Raw genomic sequence first — 17,666 nt, 5'->3', positions numbered from 1 at the left:
GGCTCTGCTGCCGATTATCGTCCGTGCGCGCCCGGCGCGCACGTCACCCGTTCGAGGGCGAAATCTCGGCGGGAGGACGCGTCGGTCGACGGCGATGCGGCACGACCGCCCACGCGAGCAGCGCTCCGAGCACGGCTCCCGTCACGTTCGCCGCGACATCCCGGAGGCTCGCCGTGCGATCGGGCAGCATCAGCTGCACCGCCTCGGCGAGGAGCGAGAGCGCGGCCGGAAGGAGGATGCCGATCGATCGCCGCCCGGTGACGGCGGCGATCAGGAACCCGAGCGGGATGAAGACGGCGACGTTCGCGGCGACCTCGATCGCCCCGCGGGGCACGCTCGACCAGCCGAGTCCCTCCCTGACGACGCCCAACGACGCGTCGAGCGCCGTGCTGGGTGCGCCGGGCACGAGCAGGAATGCCGCGAGCGCGACGGCGTAGAGCACCAACGCGACCGCGGCGGCCCGCCGGAGTCGCGACGATCCGGTCGCGCCCTCGTCGCCGACGGGCTCGTCCGGGGCGCCGCTCGTCGGGGTCGCCTCCCCCATCCGTGCAGCGTAGGCCCGACTGTCGTCGGCCGCACCTACCCGTACGGGGGGTCGTCGTCGCAACGACGTGCGAGGACGATGGCAGCAGCACGACCCTTGGAGGCGGCCATGCCCACCGGCACCCGTGACGGACCCTCGCCCGCCCAGCACCCGACTGCGTCGGGAGCACCCGAACCGGTCCCGTTCCTCGACCTCGCGGCCCAGTTCGAGGAGATCCGCGACGAGCTCGAGCCCGCGCTCCTCGAGGTGCTCCGCACGGCGACCTTCATCGGCGGTCCGAACGTCGCCGCGTTCGAGACGGCGTACGCGCAGAGCGTCGGGGTCCGCTCCTGCGTGGGCGTCGCGAACGGGACCGATGCGCTCGAGCTCGCCCTCCGGGCGCTCGGCCTCGGCGCCGGCGACGAGGTGATCCTTCCCGCGAACTCATTCATCGCCACCGCCGAGGCGGTGGTGCGTGCCGGCGCGACGCCGGTCTTCGCCGATGCACTGCCCGATGTGCTGCTCCTCGACCCGGCGAGCGCGGCGGCCGCCGTCACCGATCGCACCCGGGCGATCGTCCCCGTGCACCTCTTCGGGCAGGTGGCGCCGATCGAGCGCTACTCCCCGATCGCCGAGGCGTGCGGCGCGGTCGTCGTCGAGGATGCCGCGCAGGCGCAGGGCGCGACGCGGTTCGGCCGTACGGCGGGCGGGCTCGGCGCGATCGCCGCGACCAGCTTCTACCCGGGGAAGAACCTCGGCGCGGCCGGCGACGGCGGTGCGGTCACGACCGACGACGAGAAGCTGGCCGACACGGTGCGCACCCTCGCCGCGCACGGCAGCCGCACGAAGTACGCCCACGACCTGGTCGGCTTCAACTCCCGGCTCGATGCCCTGCAGGCCGTCGTGCTCGACGTGAAGCTCAGCCGGCTCCCCGAGTGGAACGCCCGACGTCGTGCCGCCGCCGCGTACTACGCCGAACTGCTGGGCGGGATCGACGAGGTCGTCCTCCCGACGGTCCTGCCGGGCAACGAGGACGCCTGGCACCTCTACGTCGTCCGCCTCGACGAGCGCGACCGCGTCCTCGGCGAGCTCGCCGCCGCCGGCATCGGCGCCGGCATCCACTACCCCTCGCCGATCCACCGCACGCCCGCGTTCCGGGACCACCCTCGGACCGTCCCGCTCACGGTGAGCGAGACCGAGGCGCCACGGCTGCTCTCGCTGCCGATGTCGCCCCACCTCACCAGGGCGCAGCAGGAGCGCGTCGCCGAGGCGCTCATCGCCGCGGTGCGCGCCGGGTGACGACGACCGCGCCAGGGCGCCCGACCGGTCGACGGGTGTCGCGGCTCACTCGGTCAGCACCGCGATGACCCGGTCCTGCTGCGCCTCGGTGAGCTGGTGGAACAGCGGCAGGATCAGCGTCCGGTCGGTCAGCCGCTCGGTCACCGGCAGGCGACCGGGGGCGACCGCGTCGCGGTACGGCGGCTGCCGATGGATGGCCATGATCCCCCGGCGCGCCGAGACGTCGCTCGCGGCGAGCGCCTCGAGCAGGCCCTCCCGGGTCCGACCGGATTCGGGGCCGACCTCGAGCCAGCACGACTGGAAGTTGCCCTCGCCCCACTCGGGGTCGCCGACGAGCCGGAGGCCCGGCCGGTCGGCCACTGCCTCCGCGTAGCGTGCGGCGAGCTCGCGACGACGCGCGACGATCTCGGGGAGCCGGCCGAGCTGCACGATCCCGACCGCGGCCTGCAGGTCGGTCATCCGGTAGTTGAAGCCGACCTCCTCGTAGACCTCGAGCGCGGGGAGCACCGAGCGATGCCGTTCAGCCGCCGACACGCTCATCGCGTGCTCCCTCAGCCGGCGCGCCCGGTCCGCCCACTCGCGCCGGCCGGTCGTGAGCATCCCGCCCTCCCCGGTCGTCAGGAGCTTGCGGGGGTGGAACGACCACGCCGCGACGTCGGCGCCGCGCCCGACCGGCGCGCCCCGGTACGTCGAGCCCGCACCGCAGGCCGCATCCTCGATGAGCACGACCTCCCGGGGGACGACCGCGCGGATCGCCTCCACGTCGACCGGCACTCCGCCCTGGTCGACCACGATGACGCCCCGCGTGGCCGGGGTCAGCGCCGCGGCGACGGTGGCGGCGTCGAGGTCGCCTGTGGCGGCGTCGACGTCGGCGAAGACGGGCACGGCGCCCACGTACCGCACCGCGTTGGCCGTCGCCACGAACGAGAACGAGGGGATCACGACCTCGTCGCCCGGGCCGATCCCGGCGACGACGAGCGCGAGGTGCAGGGCCGTCGTGCAGCTCGTCGTCGCGACCGCGTGGTCGGCCTGCATCGCCGCGGCGAACCGCGTCTCGAACTCGGCGACCTTCGGGCCCTGGGCGACCCACCCGCTCGCGATCACCGCCGCGACCGCCGCGATCTCCTCCTCGCCGAGCCACGGGAGCATCACGTTCACGCGGTCGGTCATGAGACGAGTCCGCGCCCGAGCGCGATCTCCTCGCGGAGCGGCCGCCACCACTCGACGAGGCTCCGCAGGCCGTCCTCGAGCCCGACGTGCGCCTCGAAGCCGAGGTCGCGGCGGGCGGCGCGGGTGTCGGCGAGGCGTCGGACCACGCCGTTCACCTCGCGCTCAGGCCCGTGCTCGACCTCGAGGTCGGCGCCCATCACCCGGATCAGTGCCTGCGCGAGCTCGAGCAGGCTCGTCTCGGTGCCGCTCGCGATGTTGTAGACGCCCTCGGTGACGGGGCTCGCGGCGGCGAGGACGTTCGCCCGGGCGACGTCGTCCGTGAAGACGAAGTCCATCGTCTGCCGGCCGTCGCCGAAGACCAGCGGCGGGAGGCCGTCCGCGATCCGCTCCATCCAGCGGACGAGCACCTCGGTGTACAGCCCGTGCACGTCCATCCGCGGACCGTAGACATTGAAGTACCGGAGCACGACGAAATCGAGCCCGCGCATCGCACGGAAGCTGCGGATGAGCCCCTCGTTGAACGACTTCGCCGCGCCGTACATGGTGTCGTTGTTGTGGTGGTGGTGGCGCTCGCCGGTCGGGAACTCCTCGGCCATGCCGTAGACCGAGGCGCTCGAGGCCGCCACGAGCTTCGAGACGCCCGCGTCCGCGGCGGCCTCGACGACGTTGTAGGTCCCGTCGACGAGCACCTCGAGCGCCAGACGGGGTTCCTCGGCGCACTGGGTGATCCTGATCGCGGCTTCGTGGAACACGAGGTCCCGGCCCCGGGTCACGTCGTGGACGAGGTCCCGATCCCGGATGTCGCCCTCGACGAGGGTGACCCGGCCGGTCGATCTCGCCCGGTCGAGGTTCGCGAGCCTGCCGCGCACCAGGTTGTCGAGCACGACGACCGAGCCGACCCCCTGGTCGAGCAGTCGGTCGACCAGGGTCGATCCGACCGTGCCGGCACCGCCGGTCACGAGCACGTTCGCCCCTTCGAGTCCTGTCATGACATCCTCCGCTCCAGCGGTCGAGCCATCCCGATGCGCCGATGGTCTCACATCGGGATGCCCCGCGTCTGCCCCAGTTAAGGTGTCGAGCACCGCCGCCCTCCCGTGTCGGCGGGCCCCGCTAACGTCGGAGCATGGACGTCATCCTCATCCCCGGATTCTGGCTCGATGCCTCGTCATGGCAGCGGGTGACCCCACTCATCGAAGAGGCGGGCCACACGGTGCACGCACTCACGCTGCCCGGCCTCGAGTCGCGCGACGCCGAGCGCGCGGGCATCGGGCTGCGCACCCACATCGACGCGGTCGTCGCGGCGGTCGACGCGCTGCCCGGACCGGTCGTGCTCGTCGGCCATTCCGGCGGGGGCGCGATCGCCCACGGCGTCGCCGACGCCCGCCCCGATCGCATCGGCCGGGTCGTCTACGTCGACGCGGGCCCTCTCGCGCACGGCGACTCCATCAACGACGAACTGCCGATCGTGGACGGCGAGATCCCGCTGCCCCCCTGGGAGCTCTTCGGCGACGAAGACCTCGTCGACCTCGACGAGACGCTGCGCGCCGAGTTCCGCGCGCGGGCGATCCCCGAGCCGGCCGCGGTCGCCACCGACGGCATCGAGCTCTCCGACGAGCGCCGCTACGACGTTCCGGTCACGGTGATCGCCTGCGAGTTCCCGAGCGCGATGCTGACCGAGTGGATCGCCGGGGAGGTGCCCTTCACCCGCGAGCTCGCGAAGGTGAAGCGCGTCGACTACGTCGATCTGCCGACCGGCCACTGGCCCCAGTTCACGAAGCCCGTGCAGCTCGGCCAGGCGATCGCGGCCGCGATCAGCGAGTAGGGCGCGGCACGAGGGCGGCGATCGACTCGTCGAGCGGATCTCCCGCCCGACCGTCGGCCGGCGCCTGGCGCGGCGCACCCCGCTCGGCTCCGGCGCGCGCCTCCGCGTACCAGTGGTCCACGCCCCTGGGGCAGCTGCAGGCGAGCGCGACGGTCTCCTCGATGGTCACCGCGCGGAAGAACTCGCGGTGCGGAACCGGAACAGCACGTCGTCGTCGCATGGCTCGGATCTCCCGTCGGACGCGCTCCATGGCGTCCCTCATCAGAAGAGACCGTGCGACGCCCCGATCATGACGCCGATCATCGGATTCGTCGCCTCAGAGCTGCGAACCCGACACCGAGAAGGTGTCGCACGCCGAGGCCCCCTGCTCGAAGCCGGTCTCGAACCAGCGCACGCGCTGCTCGCTCGAGCCGTGCGTGAAGGTGTGCGGGTTCACCTGCCCCTGCGCGGCCTGCTGGATCCGGTCGTCGCCGACGGCGGCGGCGGCGCTCAGCGCGTCGCGGTACTCGGACTGGCTGATCGGCTGGAGGAACGGCACTCCGTTGTCATCGGGGACCGTCGAGGCATCCGCCGCCCACGCCCCCGCGAAGCAGTCGGCCTGCAGCTCGACGCGCACGGCGTTCGACGCCGGCCCGGTCTGACCGTCCTGCGCGCGCTCGAGGATGCCCAGCACGTTCTGCACGTGGTGGCCCCACTCGTGGGCGATCACGTACATCTCGGCGAGCGGTCCGCCGCTCGAGCCGAAGCGCTGGCGCAGCTCGTCGTAGAACGTGACGTCGATGTAGACGGTCTGGTCGGGCGGGCAGTAAAACGGGCCGGTCGCCGACGACGCGCTGCCGCACCCCGTCGACGTGGCCTGGTCGAAGAGGATGAACGCCTGCGGGCCGGCGTAGTCGAACCCGAGGTCCGCCGACTCCCGTTCCCAGTACTCCTCGAGCGACGCCGAGGCGCCCTGCATGCGGCACTCGACGTTCTCGTTCGCGTCGGCACCGGTCTGGCACTGCTCGAGTGACGAGTCGCTCGCCGCCGGCGCACCGCCCCCGTCGCCGAGGAGCCCGGTGAGGTCGACGCCGAGGAACTGGGAGAGCACGAAGAGCGCGATGACGCCGAGGCCGCCGCCGACGGCGATGCCCGTGTTGCGTCCGCGCTTCGAGGCCTTGCCGCCGCTGATGTCCGCGTCGGGGTTGAAGGTCATGGCCCGACGCTACTCCGACTCGGCGTCGGTGGGGTCATCCGGCCCGGGGTCCGCCGAGTCCGACGCGTGATCCGCGTCATCCGCGGGAGCTTCGGCGTCGGCCGGGTCCTCGCGATCGGCGCGAACGGCGCGTTCGGCGAGCGCGGACTCCTCGGCGAAGCGATCGGTGGCGGTGATGAGCGCGTCGAGGATGCCGGGTTCGTCGAAGGCGTGCCCGGCGTCGTCGACGATGGTGAACTCGGCCTCCGGCCAGGCGCGGTGCAGATCCCAGGCGGTCATCACGGGCGTGCACATGTCGTAGCGGCCCTGCACGATCACCGCGGGGATGTCGCGGAGGCGCGAGGCATCCCGGATGAGCTGCCCCTCCTCCCACCAGCCGCCGTGCCGGAAGTAGTGGTTCTCGATGCGCGCGAACGCCGCCGCGTACTCGGGCGCGGTGAACCGGGCGATGGTCTCGACCTGCGGCAGCAGGGTAATCGTCGACGACTCCCAGCGCGACCACGCGATCGCGGCGGGCTCGTAGACGAGCGGATCGGGGTCGGTCAGGAGCCGCCCGTACGCCTCGATGAGGTGCGCGCGATCAGCCGGCGGCACCGGCGCGAGGAACTCCTCCCACAGGTCGGGGAAGATCGCCGAGGCGCCGCCCTCGTAGAACCAGTCGAGCTCCTGCCGGCGCAGCGTGAAGATGCCGCGCAGCACCATCTCGGTCACCCGCTCGGGGTGGGTCTGCGCGTAGGCGAGGGCGAGCGCGCTCCCCCACGAGCCGCCGAACACCTGCCAGCGATCGATGCCGAGGTGCCCGCGCAGCCGCTCCATGTCGGCGACGAGGTGCCAGGTCGTGTTGGCCGAGAGGTCGGCGTCGGGCTCGGAGGCGTGCGGGATGGAGAAGCCGCAACCGCGCTGGTCGAACAGCACGATCCGGTAGCGCTCGGGGTCGAACAGGCGTCGGTGCGACGGGCTCGTGCCTCCCCCGGGGCCCCCGTGCAGGAACACGACGGGTTTGCCCTCGCGGTTGCCCGACACCTCCCAGTAGATGTGCTGGCCGTCCCCCACGTCGAGCATGCCGGTCTCCAGCGGCTCGATCTCCGGATACATCTCTCGCATGCGGGCAACGCTAGCGAGCGCCGGATGCCGCATCCCGGCGCCGCGCCGCAGGGCACCCCGCGGTCGCGGCTAGGCTCGAACCATGGCAGCGAAGAAGCCGGTCACCGTCACGCTCACGGGCGCGGGCGGCCAGATCGGGTACGCACTCCTGTTCCGCATCGCCTCCGGGGCGATGCTCGGACCCGACACCCCGGTGCGGCTGAACCTGCTCGAGATCCCGCAGGGGGTGCGGGCGGCCGAGGGCGCGGCGCTCGAGCTGCAGGACTCCGCCTTCCCGCTCCTGCACGGCGTCGAGGTGTTCGACGACCCGAACCCGGCCTTCGACGGCGCGAACGTCGCGCTGCTCGTCGGAGCTCGGCCGCGTGCGGCCGGCATGGAGCGCGGCGACCTGCTCGCCGCGAACGGCGGCATCTTCGGCCCGCAGGGCGCGGCCATCAACGCGGGCGCCGCCGACGACATCAGGGTCGTCGTCGTCGGCAATCCGGCGAACACGAACGCGCTCATCGCCGCATCGAACGCTCCGGATGTCCCGGCCGAGCGCTTCACCGCGCTCACCCGCCTCGACCACAACCGGGCACTCGGCCAGCTCGCCGCGACCGTCGGCTCACGCGTCGGCGAACTCCGCGGCGTGACGATCTGGGGCAACCACTCGGCCACCCAGTTCCCCGACCTCGCCCATGCCACGGCGGCGGGCGACTCGGTGTCGGCACTGCTCACGGCGCGCCTCGGCGCCGACGGCTACCGCGCGTGGCTCGTCGAGGAGTTCATCCCGCGTGTCGCCAAGCGCGGCGCCGAGATCATCGAGGTGCGCGGCTCGTCGTCGGTGGCGTCGGCCGCTTCGGCGACGATCGACCACCTGCACGACTGGGTGCTCGGCACCCCTGACGGGTGGACGAGCGCGGCGGTCGTCTCCGACGGCTCGTACGGCGTTCCCGAGGGGCTGATCTCCTCCTTCCCGGTCGAGTCGGTCGACGGCGCGTGGCGCATCGTGCCGGGCCTCGACGTCGATGAGTTCGCACGCGGCCGCATCGCGGCATCCGTCGCCGAACTCGAGGAGGAGCGCGCGGCGGTGCGCGCGCTCGGGCTCATCTGACGAGACCCTTCCCTCCGTCCGTCGACGGCCCCTATGCTGAGCCCACCCATCCGAGCGCTCACGTCAGGATCCCCGTGGACGAACCCTTCCTGCCCTCCCCCGTCGCCCCCGACCCGTTCGTGGCCGCCTCCGGCGCCTTCGGCACGGTCTTCGTGCTCGCCTGCCTGATCGTCGCCGGCGGAATCGTCGTGTCGATCGTGCTGGCGATCCGCAACTACAACAAGGCCCGCTCGGCCGGGCACGACCCGTTCACCCTGCAGACCGACCTCGCGACCCGTGCGCTCGACAGCGAGCTGCTCGCGCCGAAGCAGACGCTCGAGCAGCGGCTCGCCGAACTCGACGACCTCGCCACGCGCGGGGTCATCACGAGCGAGGAGCGCGCCGCCGCACGCACCGAGCTGCTCTCCGGCCGGTGACCGCCGAGCGGCGGCGGCCGGCCTCCTAGACTGGGGGCATGGCCGAATCCCCCTCGCCCGCAGCCCGTCGCAAGCAGCTCATCGTCGGCCTCATCGTCGGCCTGCTGGTCGGCGTGGGCGTCAGCCTCTGGACGGGGTTCTGGCTCTGGCTCGCCGCCGGCGCGGTCGTCGGCGCGGTCGCTGGCCTGCTGATGCGCCCGCCCGCCGAGTGAGCCGCCTCGCTACGCCGACTCGCGCAGCCCCGACCGCACGTAGGCCTCGATGCCGTCGATGAGGCGGGCGAGCCCGAACTCGAACGCGTCGTTCGGCGCGCTCACGACGGCACCGGCCGCCTGGCCGACCCTGCCTGAGACGGGGTAGCGCTCGGGGTCCATGATGCGGTCGAGCAGCGGCGCGTTGCGCGCCCACCAGTCGTCGTCGGTCTCGGCCGAACTGCGCTGCAGCCGCTCGGCGTCGAGGTGCGACCGCGCGGGGCCGGCGACGAAGCCGAGCAGCATCGTGAGCACGCGATCGAGGTCGACGTCATCGAGGCCGAAGCCGTCGAGCGTACGCAGGCACCATTCCCAGTGGTCCGAGATGTGGGGGCCGAGCGGAGGGCGGCTGGTGTCGATCTCGAGCAGCCAGGGGTGACGCAGGTACTCGTCCCACTGGAGCCTGGCGATCAGCGCGAGCCGGTCGCGCAGGGAGCCGCGCGGACGCGGCAGCGGCGCCTCGCCCGCGACGTGGTCGACCATGAGGTCGATGAGCTCGGCGCGGCCGGGCACGTAGGTGTAGACCGACATCGGCTTGAGCCCGAGCCGGTCGGCGACGCGGCGCATCGAGAGCGCCTCGATCCCCTCGTCATCGGCGAGCCGGATGGCCGCGTCGAGCACCTCGTCGATGCTCGAACTCTGCTTCGGACCGCGGCTGCCCACAGGGCGGCCGAGCCGCTCGCGCCAGAGCAGTCGGAGCGTCAGGTCGGGCTCGTCGAGCCCGGTCGTGTCAGCGGCCATGCGGGCCAGCCTACAATCTCCGTACGGGTCACGCCGTTCATACCGGAACCGACCGTCCGAGTCGCCCCGACGACCGGTGCCGAACGTCGAGTCACGACGGGCTCAGCCGACGAACCGGGCGACGGCCTCCGCGATCTCCTGCCGCACTTCCGCGTCGTCGCGCGTGGAGACGCCGTCGCCGGGCTGCACTCCGTAGTCGCCGAAATCGGCGTGGTTCGCCCCCTCGAGCACGACGGACTCGGCGTCGGACGGCAGCAGGTGCGCCGCCTCCGCGATCTTCTCGGGCGTCGAGAGCCCGTCGTGCTCGCCCGAGATGCTGAGCACCGCGAGCCCCGAGCCCGAGAGGTCGTTCGCGCAATACGAGCCGAACAGCACGAGACCGGCGACCGGCTCGCCGCTCGTACCGCCGGCACCGTCGGCGGCGATCTGGCAGGCGCGCACCCCGCCGAGCGAGTGCCCGCCGACGTACCAGTCGTCGACGCCCGGCGCGAGCGCCGTGAACGTCGACAGGGGGCGCTGATCGAAGAACGCGAGGTTCAGCGTCGGCTTCGTGATGACGACGGTCAGACCGGATGCCTCGGCCACCCCGGAGAGCTTGTACAGGTAGGCGTACGGGTCGACCTTCGCACCCGGTATGAACACGAGCCCCTCACCGGTGGCTCCCTCGACGGGCTCGATCACGATGCCGGCCTCGGCCGAGGTGATCTCGACGGCGTCGTCGCGCCAGGCCTCGAGCGCCTCGGGCCGCTCGCCCTGCATCACCGTGTGGGCGTAGGCCAGGAACACGATGACGAGCAGGGCGATCACCGCGGCGACGGCGATGAGGATCCGGACGAAACGCGTCATGCGTCCAGTCTGCCGCCGGAGGGACGCGGTCGGCGCGGTCGGCGCGGCACCGACGTCGGGAATGAGCGGTGTGCCCTCGTGAACGACACGGGGCCGGGGCATCCTCGATTCGAATGCCCCGGCCCCGTGCGCCGGCCCTGCGGCCGCGGCTACTTCTTCTTCTTCGACTTCGCCTTCTCGGGCACGGGCAGCGTGCCCGCACGGCGCTGCTCGTCGAAGTACGCGCGCGCTTCGTCCTGCCGCTCCTGCTCGATGCCGGTCGCGATCGTCGCGCGCAGGTGCTCGGGCGCGAAGCCGAATGCGTCGACGAGGTCCTGCGCGTGCGGCCGCAGGCGCTCGATCAGCCGGTCGATGTACGCCGTCACCGACTGCGCGCGCTGCGGCGAGAGGCGCCCGTTCATCAGGTACCAGGCGGCGTGCTTCTCGATCAGGCCGAGACCGAAGAGGTCGCGCACCCAGGTCAGCACCTGCTTGGTGTCGGGGTCGGAGACCTTCGCGAGACCGCGCGTGAACGCCTCCCACTGCAGCAGTTCGCCGTGGGCGCGCGCGGCCTCGATGAGCTCGTTCTGATTGCGGTTGAACGCGGCCGCGGCGTCGGCCTTCGGCAGCTTGCGCGCGTCGCGCAGGCGACCGGCGATCTCCGCGATCATCGTCTCGACGCGGTCGGTGAGCAGCTCGCGCTGCGACTTCTCGTCGCGGAGCTCGCTCACCGAGCGGGCGGTCGAACCGAAGTCGGCGATGGTCTGGGCGAGGCGGCGAAGGCCGGTGCCGTGATACGCGCGCTCGGCGGTCTGCGAGACCACGTAGCGGGCCATCGCGCCGGCGTCGGCGTCCTTGAACTGCTTCGAGAAGTCGGTCAGCAGGCGCTTCGCCACGAGCTGGAGCAGCACGTTGTTGTCGCCCTCGAACGTCACGTAGATGTCGAGGTCCTGGCGGAGGCCGACGAGACGATTCTCGGCGATGAAGCCGGCGCCGCCGCAGGCCTCGCGGGCCTCCTGCAGGGTGTCGAGCGCGTGCCAGGTCGAGAGCGGCTTCAGCGCGGCCGCGATCGTCTCGAGGTCCTGGCGGTCGTCGTCGGTGTCGGCCTCGCCGCTGAACACGGCGTCGAACTTCACGAGGAACTCGTCGTGCGCGAAGACCTGCGCGTACGTCGTGGCGAGGCGCGGCAGCAGGCGGCGCTGGTGGCGCTGGTAGTCGAGCAGCACCTCTTCGTCGGTGTCGCTCGACGCGTTGAACTGGCGGCGCTGGTTGCCGTAGGTGATGGCGATCGTGAGGCCCATCGCGCTCGCGACGGTCGCGGCGCCGTCGAGCGAGACCCGCCCCTGCACGAGGGTGCCGAGCATCGTGAAGAAGCGGCGTCCGGGGCTCTCGATCGGCGACGAGTAGGTGCCGTCGGCCGCGACGTCGCCGTAGCGGTTGAGCAGGTTCTCGCGCGGGACGCGCACGTTCGTGAAGTGCAGCCGGCCGTTGTCGATGCCGTTGAGCCCGCCCTTGAGGCCGTCGTCCTCACCGCCGACGCCCGGCAGGAACTCGCCCTCGTCATCGCGGATCGGCACGTAGAAGCAGTGCACGCCGTGGTTCACGCCCTTGGTGATGAGCTGGGCGAAGACGGTCGCGTGCTTGCCGTGGAGGCCGGCGTTGCCGAGGTACTCCTTCCACGCCGCGCGGAACGGCGTGTGGATGACGAACTCCTGGGTGGCCTCGTCGTACGTCGCGGTCGTCGCGATGGCGGCGACGTCGGACCCGTGGCCGATCTCGGTCATCGCGAACGCGCCGGGCACCTCGAGCGACATGATCGCGGGCAGCCACTTGTCGTGGTGGGGCTTCGTGCCGAGGTGCAGCACCGCGGCGCCGAAGAGGCCCCACTGCACGCCCGACTTGATCTGCAGGCTCGGGTCGGCGATGACGAGCTCCTCGAAGGCGGCGATGTTGCCACCGTGGTCCTCCTGGCCGCCGAGCGACTTCGGGAACGCCCGGTGCACTGCGCCCTGCTCGACGAGGATCTTCAACTGCCCGAGCACGCGCTCGCGGTGCTCGGCCATCGGCTGGCCCTCGATGCGCTGCAGCTCGGGCATCGCGGCGCGCTCGCGCGCCGCCATTCGGATGTCGGGCCAGGTCCCGAGGAGCTGGCGGCCGAGCGACGCGACGTCGATGCGGGGCGCGGATGCCTCGGCGCCGGCCGTCTTCGCGGGGGCCTGCGGGGTCGGGGCGGCGGCGCGCGCCGGCGCGGGGCTCTGCTTCGAGGTGCGGGGTGCCGTGTCAACCATCGTCGGTCTCGTCCTTCGTCTGCGGTCCGGGCGCGGCCGGTGCGCGCCCTCTTCCACGGTAGGACGGTGCCCTGCCCGCCCGAAACAGTGCGTTCGGTCCCGACAAACGAGAGCGGAGGCCGCTCGGATCGGGCTGTGCACCCTCTACAAAGAGGAGGGGAGCGAGCGTTGGGGCATCCACAAGACCGACTGGCTGACGTCGACGGCGCGAGCTGCGGCTGGGCGGGCTGCGGCTGGGCCTGCGGCTAGCTGCCGAAGAAGTCGCGGGCCCGGCCCGTCCAGAGGAGCGCGATCACGATCAGCGAGATCGCCGCGCTGAAGTACTCGCCGATCGCGTTCGGCGGGTAGGTGATCGCGAGGTAGACCGACGCCCCGATCGAGAGGATCTGGACGATCGTGATGACGAGGCGCGCCCCGCTGCTGCCGCGCAGGAGCCCGACGCCGACGACCATCACGATCGCTCCGATGAGGATGGAGATGATGGCGGAGGTGATGAGCTGGCTCGCCCCTCCGAACATCTCGACGGTCGAGGCGACGCTCGTCTGGAAGAGCAGGAGACTGCCGCCGATGATGTCGAGCAGCCCCGAGATCCAGGTGAGCACGGCGACGAGCGTGACACCGAAGGGTCGATTCCCAGCCATGCCGCGATGCTATCCCCCGGCCGGCCGAAAAGCCCCGCGAACCGTCGATCTCGGCGAGTCCGGTCATCGGAGCCGGCCGGGGCGACGGTGCGCGGGGCGGAGGGTCAGGCCTCGTAGCTGAGCCCGAACCCGTGGGGGAAGAGCGGGTCGGCCGTGTCGAACGGCACGTCGGGCCGGCTCGCCTCGACGGCGGCCATGCTGCGCGGGAGGTCGAACGGCAGGCGGCCCTTGGGCGCTGCGGCCCCGGTCAGCACGTCGAGCAGCGCCCGGTCGCTCGCGCCCCAGTTGCCGGTCAGCGCCGCGAGCTCGTCGACGATCGGGCTGAGGATCGCCGGGCGGTCGAGGAACACGTCGACGACGGTCGGCACGGCCGCGGCGACCTCGCGGACGTGCGCGAGGCGCTCGGCCGGGAAGTCGAGCGAACCCGAGTGGAAGAAGTTCTCGAAGAAGGTGGGGCGCTCCTCGAACGGCGCGGCGAGACGCAGGATCGCGACATCGGCCTCGGCCGGGCTCGCCACGACCTCGCCATACTCGCCCGCGACCTCGGGTGCGACGCCCTCCACGTAGAGCTTCAGCCCACGAGCGAGCGGCAGGGTCGGCGCGGCAGCGCCGGAGGCATCCGAACGTTCGCGGTTGACCAGCAGGGTGATCGCCGCGCGCTGCGCCGCCTCGCCCGCGGCGACGAACTCGGCGGAGCCGACGACGCGCTTCGCCCGTTCGACGTCGACGAAGCGGTGATCGAAGAGCCCGAGCACGAACTTCTCGCGGAGCAGGCGCCTCGCCGAGGCATCCACTCGATCTTCGGTGATCTCGCCGTCGCGCACGAGCTCGATGAGGAGCTCGGGGCACGCCTCGCCGCCGAACTGGTCGCAGCCGGCGTCGATGACCTTCTTCACCCGCTCGCGCGGGCTCAGGTGTTCGACGCCCCACGCACGCGCCGGGAACGGCTCGCCCATGATCGCGTCGTCGGTGATGAGGCCCCAGTCGGTGCAGACGATGCCGTCGAAGCCGTAGCGCTCGCGCAGCAGGCCCGTGACGACCGACTTGTTGAAGCCGAAGCCGACCTCCTCGAACTCGGTGCCGACGGGCATGCCGTAGTAGGGCATGATCTGGCTCGTGCCGGCCTCGAACGCCGCCTCGAAGGGCTTCAGGTGCAGTTCGAACTCGCCGCCGGGGTAGACCTGCTCGCGGCCGTGCGCGAAGTGCGGGTCCTCGCCGTCCTGCTGCGGTCCACCGCCCGGGAAGTGCTTCGTCATCGTCGCGACCGAGTCGTGGCCGAGGGTCTCGCCCTGGAAGCCGCGGATGTAGGCGGCGCCGAGCCGCGATGCGAGCTCGACGTCCTCGCCGAAGGTCTGCAGGGCCCGCGACCAGCGCGGCTCGGTCGCGAGGTCGATCTGCGGGTGCAGCGCGACGCGGATGCCGACGGCCGTGTACTCCTGGCGGGCGATGTCGGCGAAGCGCTCGACGGTCGCCTCGTCGCCGATCGCCGCGAGGCCCATCGGCTCGGGCCACACCGAGAAGGTGCCGGCGAACAGCGCGGCGAGCGGGTTGTCGCTGTACGAGTTGCGCGGGTCGCTCGAGATCGTCACCGGGATGCCGAGACGGGTCTGGGCCGCGAGCTCTTGCAGCCGGTTGTGCCACTCGGCGAAGGTTCCGGGGTCTGTCGGTGCCTGGTGGATGTTGAAGTGGTTCATCTTGAGCCCGTTGACGAACCCGTCGGTGGACCCGCCGCCGGCGACGCCCGCCTCCTCGGCGAGTGTGCCGTCGGGGCCTATCCCGATGACCGTCTGGAAGAACAGGCCGGCCTTCTCCTCGAGGGTCATCTGGGCGAGCAGGATCTCGACGCGCTCGGCGATCGGCAGGCTCACATCGCGGTAGCGCGCGTCGATGGGGGCGGTGTCGTCGACGGATGCCGCGGCATCCCGGTTCTGCAGATCGGTCATGCCGGCACTCCTTCATGCTTGGGGCTGGGGTGCCGCCGCGGTGGCGGCACCCCTCGATCATAAACCGAGCAGCATTCGGTATTGAATGCCGCTCGGTCGATTCCCAGTGGGCTCTCGGACGACTCAGTCGGAGCCGGCCTCGACATAGCTCAGGTCGTTGACGGTGCGCACCGTCCACTCGCCACCCCGGTAGACGAGCTCCGACACCGCACCGTTCTCGATGCCCGCAGTGACCTCGCTGAGGTCGGCACCGAGCGCCTCGAGCGCCGCCATGATCGTGATGCCGCTCGAGACGACGAGCACGTCGCCGCCCTTCTTCGACTGCCCGGCCGCGATCTCCTCGAGCGCCGCGAGCGCCCGGTCGGCGACCTCGTCCGAGGTCTCGGCCTTGAGACCCGAGCCCTCGTTCAGCCGCGCCATCGCGTCGAGCGCCGTGCCCATGTCGAACTCGGGGTCCGCGAAGAGTTCGCCGACGTGGGCGTAGCCGAGTTCGACGGCGATCTCGTTCCACATCTCCAAGCCGTCGCCACCCTCGTACTTGCCGAAGGAGATCTCGCGCAGGCGCTCGTCGCGCACGGCCTCGCCGCGGTAGCCGACCTCGTCGAGCGCGAGCGACACCGTCTCCCAATGGCGCACCATGTCGGCCGAATAGGCGGCATCGAAGTCGATACCGGCTTCGGCGAGCCCGGCGCCGAGGTGCTCGGCGACCTCGCGCCCTTCGTCGGTGAGCGGCGAGTCCGACCAGCCCTGCACGCGCTCGAGCGCGTTGAGCATGGTCTCGCCGTGGCGGGTGAGGTAGATCGTGACGGGCTGGGCCTTGGGCTTCTTGGCGACGGGTTCGACCGCCTGCGCCGACATCGCGGCGAGCGAGCAGAGGGCGACGGCGACGGTGCCGGCCGCGGCGAGGCGGATGAAACGACGAGACGACATTGTCCGGTGACCTTTCAGATCAGGTGGGGGTGCGATTGCAGGGAGCCTAGCGGAGTTTCGACCGCTTGGTAACAAAATTTCGATCAACCGCGGCGGTAGCCTCGAGAACGATGAGGATGACCCGATGAGCACGGCCGGATTCGGCGGCGCCGCCGCACCGACCCGGCAGGCGCGATCCGCAGAGACCCGTACGCGAATCCTCGACGCCGCGACCGCCGCCTTCGTTCGCGACGGCATCGCCGCGGTGTCGCTGCGCGACGTGGCGGGGCTCGCCGGGGTCACCCACCCGGGACTGCTCCGCCACTTCGCCTCGAAGGATGCGCTGCTCGGCGCCGTGGTCGAACGCCTCGACCGCGCGAACACCGACTGGATCGACGCGGTCGAGCCCGCGCCCAGCACCCTCGGCATGGCGGCACTCGCCGAGCGCAACACCCGCACACCGGGCTACCTCGAGCTGTACACGGCGCTCGCCGGCGAGGCAACCAGCACGACCCACCCGGCCCACGAGCACCTGCGCGAGCGCTACGCGCGGGTGCGCGCCTCCGTCACCGAGCAGCTCGCGGCGCTGCCGCTCGGCGGCGACCTCGTTCCGGCCACCGAGGCGACGCTCCTCATCGCGGCCTGGGACGGCCTCCAGCTGCAGCAGCGCTACGCTCCCGCCCTCGATCTCGTCACCCACCTCGAACGGCACGAGCGGCGCCTCCTCGGCGACCCGCCGCCCGTCGACCCGGTCGAACGCTCCGCACCGGCCGAGCCCATCCCGCCGACGGTGGTCGTCGAGGAGGAGCCGGCAGGCCGGCTCGGCCGCGAGCGCCGCGCGAGCATCGCGGCGAGCGCGATCGAGCTGTTCGCCCGCGACGGGTACCACGGCACGAGCCTGCGCGAGCTCGCCGAGCGTGCCGGCATCTCGAAATCGACGCTCGTGCACCACATCGGAACGAAGGACGAACTGCTCACCGCGGTGCTGCGCCTGCGCGACCGGCGCACGATCACGCCCGAGCCGCCCGGAGCCGCGACGGCGGCCGAGCACCTGTTCGCCCTCGCCGACGCGGCCGACCGCACGGCCCGCGACGAGCCAGGACTGATCGAGCTGTACGCGGTGCTCTCCTGCGAGGGGGCGACCCCGGGGCATCCGGCGCACGACTACTTCGCGCGCCGATTCCGAGAGAGCCGACGCTACTTCCTGAGTCTCCTCCGCCGAATGCGCGACGAAGGCACCCTGCGTGACGATCGCGACCCGGCTCACGAATCCGCCTGGCTGCCCGCGGTGTGGGACGGGCTCCAGATCCAGTGGTCGTACGATCACTCGATCGATGTCGGAGCGCACCTCCGTGCGTACTTCCGAGAACTCGTGGTGCCGGGGTTCGACCCCGGCCCCGCGGCTCTCGACCCTTCGAGGGGCGCCGAGGCGCGCTGACTCGGGGT

At 71.9% G+C, this 17,666-nt stretch carries 18 protein-coding genes; 6 read left to right on the top strand and 12 right to left on the bottom strand.

Going from position 1 to position 17,666, the window contains the following annotated elements; translation table 11 throughout:
• Positions 1–43: 43 nt before the first annotated feature.
• Positions 44–544: a VanZ family protein gene (locus GQQ93_RS04250; protein WP_157422996.1), complete on the bottom strand. Its 501-nt coding sequence runs from the start codon at positions 542–544 to the stop codon at positions 44–46.
• A gap of 108 nt (positions 545–652) precedes the next feature.
• On the opposite strand from GQQ93_RS04250, the gene GQQ93_RS04245 reads away from it, so the two are divergent.
• Complete coding sequence (locus GQQ93_RS04245; protein ID WP_157422995.1) at positions 653–1,822, top strand: DegT/DnrJ/EryC1/StrS family aminotransferase; 1,170 nt, start codon at positions 653–655, stop codon at positions 1,820–1,822.
• Positions 1,823–1,867: 45 nt separating this feature from the next.
• Here the strand turns inward: GQQ93_RS04245 and GQQ93_RS04240 are convergent, their stop codons facing one another.
• Together GQQ93_RS04240 and GQQ93_RS04235 are read right to left on the bottom strand one after the other, a co-directional pair.
• Positions 1,868–2,992 (bottom strand): DegT/DnrJ/EryC1/StrS family aminotransferase, encoded by a 1,125-nt coding sequence (locus GQQ93_RS04240; RefSeq protein WP_157422994.1) that lies wholly within the window; start codon positions 2,990–2,992, stop codon positions 1,868–1,870.
• Entirely contained in the window at positions 2,989–3,981 is a 993-nt protein-coding gene (locus GQQ93_RS04235; RefSeq protein WP_157422993.1) for an NAD-dependent epimerase/dehydratase family protein, read from the bottom strand. The genes GQQ93_RS04240 and GQQ93_RS04235 overlap by 4 nt, the downstream gene beginning before the upstream one ends.
• A gap of 134 nt (positions 3,982–4,115) precedes the next feature.
• Between GQQ93_RS04235 and GQQ93_RS04230 the strand changes: the two genes are divergently transcribed.
• Positions 4,116–4,814: an alpha/beta fold hydrolase gene (locus GQQ93_RS04230; RefSeq protein WP_157422992.1), complete on the top strand. Its 699-nt coding sequence runs from the start codon at positions 4,116–4,118 to the stop codon at positions 4,812–4,814.
• On the opposite strand, the gene GQQ93_RS04225 is transcribed toward GQQ93_RS04230, so the two are convergent.
• From GQQ93_RS04225 to pip, 3 genes are all read right to left on the bottom strand, one after another.
• The gene (locus tag GQQ93_RS04225; protein WP_157422991.1) at positions 4,804–5,034 is read right to left on the bottom strand and encodes a hypothetical protein; all 231 of its coding nucleotides are present in this window, start codon (positions 5,032–5,034) and stop codon (positions 4,804–4,806) included. The two genes, GQQ93_RS04230 and GQQ93_RS04225, sit on opposite strands and share 11 nt — an antisense overlap.
• A 96-nt stretch (positions 5,035–5,130) precedes the next feature.
• Positions 5,131–6,009: a KPN_02809 family neutral zinc metallopeptidase gene (ypfJ, locus tag GQQ93_RS04220; RefSeq protein WP_157422990.1), complete on the bottom strand. Its 879-nt coding sequence runs from the start codon at positions 6,007–6,009 to the stop codon at positions 5,131–5,133.
• A 9-nt stretch (positions 6,010–6,018) separates the two neighbouring features.
• Positions 6,019–7,113, bottom strand: a complete 1,095-nt coding sequence (gene pip / locus GQQ93_RS04215; protein WP_157422989.1) for a prolyl aminopeptidase — start codon at positions 7,111–7,113, stop codon at positions 6,019–6,021.
• Between the two features lie 82 nt (positions 7,114–7,195).
• On the opposite strand from pip, the gene GQQ93_RS04210 reads away from it, so the two are divergent.
• From GQQ93_RS04210 to GQQ93_RS04200, 3 genes are all read left to right on the top strand, one after another.
• On the top strand, positions 7,196–8,206 hold the full coding sequence (locus tag GQQ93_RS04210) for a malate dehydrogenase (RefSeq protein ID WP_157422988.1): 1,011 nt from the start codon (positions 7,196–7,198) through the stop codon (positions 8,204–8,206).
• A 74-nt stretch (positions 8,207–8,280) separates the two neighbouring features.
• Complete coding sequence (locus GQQ93_RS04205) at positions 8,281–8,622, top strand: SHOCT domain-containing protein (RefSeq protein ID WP_157422987.1); 342 nt, start codon at positions 8,281–8,283, stop codon at positions 8,620–8,622.
• 38 nt (positions 8,623–8,660) lie between these two features.
• Positions 8,661–8,834, top strand: coding sequence for an HPP family protein (locus GQQ93_RS04200; RefSeq protein WP_157422986.1), 174 nt, complete (start codon positions 8,661–8,663; stop codon positions 8,832–8,834).
• A gap of 9 nt (positions 8,835–8,843) precedes the next feature.
• Here GQQ93_RS04200 and GQQ93_RS04195 read toward each other — a convergent pair whose 3' ends face one another.
• From GQQ93_RS04195 to GQQ93_RS04170, 6 genes are all read right to left on the bottom strand, one after another.
• Entirely contained in the window at positions 8,844–9,614 is a 771-nt protein-coding gene (locus GQQ93_RS04195) for a TetR/AcrR family transcriptional regulator (protein WP_157422985.1), read from the bottom strand.
• Between the two features lie 102 nt (positions 9,615–9,716).
• Complete coding sequence (locus GQQ93_RS04190; protein ID WP_157422984.1) at positions 9,717–10,460, bottom strand: alpha/beta hydrolase; 744 nt, start codon at positions 10,458–10,460, stop codon at positions 9,717–9,719.
• Between the two features lie 149 nt (positions 10,461–10,609).
• The gene (locus tag GQQ93_RS04185; RefSeq protein ID WP_157422983.1) at positions 10,610–12,727 is read right to left on the bottom strand and encodes an acyl-CoA dehydrogenase family protein; all 2,118 of its coding nucleotides are present in this window, start codon (positions 12,725–12,727) and stop codon (positions 10,610–10,612) included.
• A gap of 245 nt (positions 12,728–12,972) precedes the next feature.
• Positions 12,973–13,368, bottom strand: a complete 396-nt coding sequence (locus GQQ93_RS04180) for a DUF7144 family membrane protein (protein WP_157422982.1) — start codon at positions 13,366–13,368, stop codon at positions 12,973–12,975.
• A gap of 104 nt (positions 13,369–13,472) precedes the next feature.
• Complete coding sequence (locus GQQ93_RS04175; protein ID WP_157422981.1) at positions 13,473–15,311, bottom strand: glycoside hydrolase family 3 protein; 1,839 nt, start codon at positions 15,309–15,311, stop codon at positions 13,473–13,475.
• Between the two features lie 123 nt (positions 15,312–15,434).
• Positions 15,435–16,241 carry a histidine phosphatase family protein gene (locus GQQ93_RS04170; RefSeq protein ID WP_170296119.1) on the bottom strand — a complete coding sequence of 269 codons (807 nt, stop codon included), beginning with the start codon at positions 16,239–16,241 and terminating at the stop codon, positions 15,435–15,437.
• Positions 16,242–16,365: 124 nt separating this feature from the next.
• Here GQQ93_RS04170 and GQQ93_RS04165 point away from each other — a divergent pair, with 124 nt between their 5' ends.
• Positions 16,366–17,658 carry a TetR/AcrR family transcriptional regulator gene (locus GQQ93_RS04165; protein ID WP_157422979.1) on the top strand — a complete coding sequence of 431 codons (1,293 nt, stop codon included), beginning with the start codon at positions 16,366–16,368 and terminating at the stop codon, positions 17,656–17,658.
• Positions 17,659–17,666: the final 8 nt, after the last annotated feature.

The sequence above is a fragment of the Agromyces lapidis genome (assembly GCF_009749405.1).
GTDB lineage: Bacteria > Actinomycetota > Actinomycetes > Actinomycetales > Microbacteriaceae > Agromyces > Agromyces lapidis.
The sequence above is the reverse complement of the archived record's forward strand: the minus strand, read 5'-3'. Positions and strand labels throughout refer to the sequence as shown.

Coding starts and splice junctions, on each gene's coding strand:
- GQQ93_RS04250 (WP_157422996.1), bottom strand. CDS start 544: ATGGGGGAGGCGACCCCGACGAGCGGCGCCCCGGACGAGCCCGTCGGC.
- GQQ93_RS04245 (WP_157422995.1), top strand. CDS start 653: ATGCCCACCGGCACCCGTGACGGACCCTCGCCCGCCCAGCACCCGACT.
- GQQ93_RS04240 (WP_157422994.1), bottom strand. CDS start 2,992: ATGACCGACCGCGTGAACGTGATGCTCCCGTGGCTCGGCGAGGAGGAG.
- GQQ93_RS04235 (WP_157422993.1), bottom strand. CDS start 3,981: ATGACAGGACTCGAAGGGGCGAACGTGCTCGTGACCGGCGGTGCCGGC.
- GQQ93_RS04230 (WP_157422992.1), top strand. CDS start 4,116: ATGGACGTCATCCTCATCCCCGGATTCTGGCTCGATGCCTCGTCATGG.
- GQQ93_RS04225 (WP_157422991.1), bottom strand. CDS start 5,034: ATGCGACGACGACGTGCTGTTCCGGTTCCGCACCGCGAGTTCTTCCGC.
- ypfJ (WP_157422990.1), bottom strand. CDS start 6,009: ATGACCTTCAACCCCGACGCGGACATCAGCGGCGGCAAGGCCTCGAAG.
- pip (WP_157422989.1), bottom strand. CDS start 7,113: ATGCGAGAGATGTATCCGGAGATCGAGCCGCTGGAGACCGGCATGCTC.
- GQQ93_RS04210 (WP_157422988.1), top strand. CDS start 7,196: ATGGCAGCGAAGAAGCCGGTCACCGTCACGCTCACGGGCGCGGGCGGC.
- GQQ93_RS04200 (WP_157422986.1), top strand. CDS start 8,661: ATGGCCGAATCCCCCTCGCCCGCAGCCCGTCGCAAGCAGCTCATCGTC.
- GQQ93_RS04195 (WP_157422985.1), bottom strand. CDS start 9,614: ATGGCCGCTGACACGACCGGGCTCGACGAGCCCGACCTGACGCTCCGA.
- GQQ93_RS04190 (WP_157422984.1), bottom strand. CDS start 10,460: ATGACGCGTTTCGTCCGGATCCTCATCGCCGTCGCCGCGGTGATCGCC.
- GQQ93_RS04185 (WP_157422983.1), bottom strand. CDS start 12,727: ATGGTTGACACGGCACCCCGCACCTCGAAGCAGAGCCCCGCGCCGGCG.
- GQQ93_RS04180 (WP_157422982.1), bottom strand. CDS start 13,368: ATGGCTGGGAATCGACCCTTCGGTGTCACGCTCGTCGCCGTGCTCACC.
- GQQ93_RS04175 (WP_157422981.1), bottom strand. CDS start 15,311: ATGACCGATCTGCAGAACCGGGATGCCGCGGCATCCGTCGACGACACC.
- GQQ93_RS04170 (WP_170296119.1), bottom strand. CDS start 16,241: ATGTCGTCTCGTCGTTTCATCCGCCTCGCCGCGGCCGGCACCGTCGCC.
- GQQ93_RS04165 (WP_157422979.1), top strand. CDS start 16,366: ATGAGCACGGCCGGATTCGGCGGCGCCGCCGCACCGACCCGGCAGGCG.